The organism is Rhodococcus sp. (in: high G+C Gram-positive bacteria), assembly GCF_049286785.1.
Classification (GTDB): domain Bacteria; phylum Actinomycetota; class Actinomycetes; order Mycobacteriales; family Mycobacteriaceae; genus Rhodococcus_F.
The window spans coordinates 1-1,888 of the sequence record NZ_JBAQEO010000565.1; the positions used below are offsets into that span (position 1 = coordinate 1).

At 62.2% G+C, this 1,888-nt stretch carries 2 protein-coding genes; one reads left to right on the forward strand and one right to left on the reverse strand.

Going from position 1 to position 1,888, the window contains the following annotated elements:
- The coding region (locus WAW17_RS20350) for a helix-turn-helix domain-containing protein (protein WP_422334723.1) at window positions 1-343 on the forward strand (343 nt) is incomplete at its 5' end.
- 504 nt (window positions 344-847) lie between these two features.
- On the opposite strand, the gene WAW17_RS20355 is transcribed toward WAW17_RS20350, so the two are convergent.
- Window positions 848-1,750, reverse strand: coding sequence for a hypothetical protein (locus WAW17_RS20355; RefSeq protein ID WP_422334724.1), 903 nt, complete (start codon window positions 1,748-1,750; stop codon window positions 848-850).
- Between the last annotated feature and the right edge of the window lie 138 nt (window positions 1,751-1,888).

Below are 1,888 nucleotides of genomic sequence, written 5' to 3' on the forward strand. Positions count from 1 at the left end.
CGATCTGCAGCGGACTCTCGACCAGCGCAGCGAAACCACGTCGTTCTCGGAGAAGGTGAGACAGCTGTTGGAGAAGGATCCCAGACAACGAAGTAGCAAGTGGGTCGCAGACCAGCTGTCGATATCCACCAGCACACTCAAGCGGCGCCTCTCCGAAGAGGGGACCACCTTCCGCGAGTTGCGCCAGTCATTCCTGCGCGAGCGCGCGATGCTGCGGCTACTCGACCGATCAATGTCGGTGAGTGAGATCGCCACGGAGCTCGGATACAGCGACCTCACCAACTTCTCACACGCCTTCAAGCGATGGACCGGCCGCTCTCCGAACGAGTTCCGGCACCCATAACCCTGAGCCGTCCCGTCTCCGACGGGTTGAAGGGGCTGCCGGATGTGGTAGAGACGTGTTGGGCCGTCCCCAGTGCATGAGACCAGTGGCACAGGTCCAGGGGACCGACCAAGGTTTCGGTCCGACATGGTCTTCCCGAGCCTCGGGGTCACCACGACGGCGCGACCAGTGGTGGAATCCGCATCGACCTGGGCACTTTGCAGCCAGGCCGAGTGGGCTATGCCTGCGGCATGGGCATGTACTCGGGCATGATCACCATTCTCGGAAGGGACAACTCCGCATGGCAACCCACATTTTCCGGATCGAAGGCAGGCACTGCGGCAGTTGCGCACTGCTCATCGACGACACCCTCGGTGTCACGAACTGCCGCGGCCTGTCAGAGCCCGCGTCGAGACTGCGGTCTACAACGAGGTACAGGCAAATGTCGAAACAAGTGCGAGCTGAGGTTGGCCGCCGGTCGCCAGTACCCCGCCGAGATCCGGGAGCAGGTCCAGGTCGGCGCGTTCACCGGGTGGAACGGTGTGTGGTCCGATCGAGATCGGCCAACACTGTATCGATGAAGAGTTTAGGCACTGTGGGCCATGGTGACCGCAACTGATGATGCACCTGATCCTCGTTGAGCAGGGCGATGAGTCGGCCGATCTGCGGGTTCTCGTCGCACACGATCTGAATCAATCCGACTTCGGCGCACTTGACCACCAAAGGGATCACCTCGTCCTTGGCCTCGTCAACACGACCTGCCGCGGATAATGCGGCGACGTGGCCGAGCTGCGCCCGCAGCAGCGCTCTCGGGCGATCCTGTGAAAGTCGATTCCGCAGTAGCTTCTCAGACCGACTGCAGGCTTCGGCGAACGAGCCGCACGCGAGCGACACGCGGATCGCGGAGTCCTCTTCGAGCTCAGCGGTGATGGTCGCGATTCCGTCCGCACCGGTTCGCTGCACGCCGAATGAGTCTGTGTCGGCATCAGATAGTCGGGGCTTCCGCTCTCGCTCGGCGGTGGGGGCCGGTCCGAACCGGATCCGCTCATTCTTGATCCGCGCGGCCAGCCGAGGGAGTCCGAGGGTGTCGGCGATTCTGGCTCCTTCGTCAAGCCTCTTGGATGCCGCTTCATGATCGCCGCGGAGTGCCTTGATCCGAGCTCCGGTGCCGTAAGTGACGAGCAGGAACTCGACCAGTCCCCCCTCGGAGCCGAGTTGATAGCTCTCATCGAGCAGTCGTTCTGCCTCATCCATATGGCCCTGCTCATACAACAGATCGCCGAGGACCGCGCCGGCGAGCCGTGTGGCGTACGAACGGCGTCCACTCGATCGTTGCGCAAGCTCGAGGGCCTGCCGAAAGTACGACTCAGCCGCCTCGATATCGAGTTGCTCTTTGGCAGCAATCCCGGCGAAACAATATCCGTACATGGGGACTAACGGCAATGCCGCGCAGTTAGGCGTGTGACTGTTGGGTCAAATGGGACACACGTGAGTAAAGGGCGTGTCGGTGCGTGTGGGACAGCGGAACTCCCGGTATCGAGGGCTTGTCCTCGCAAGACAACCCTT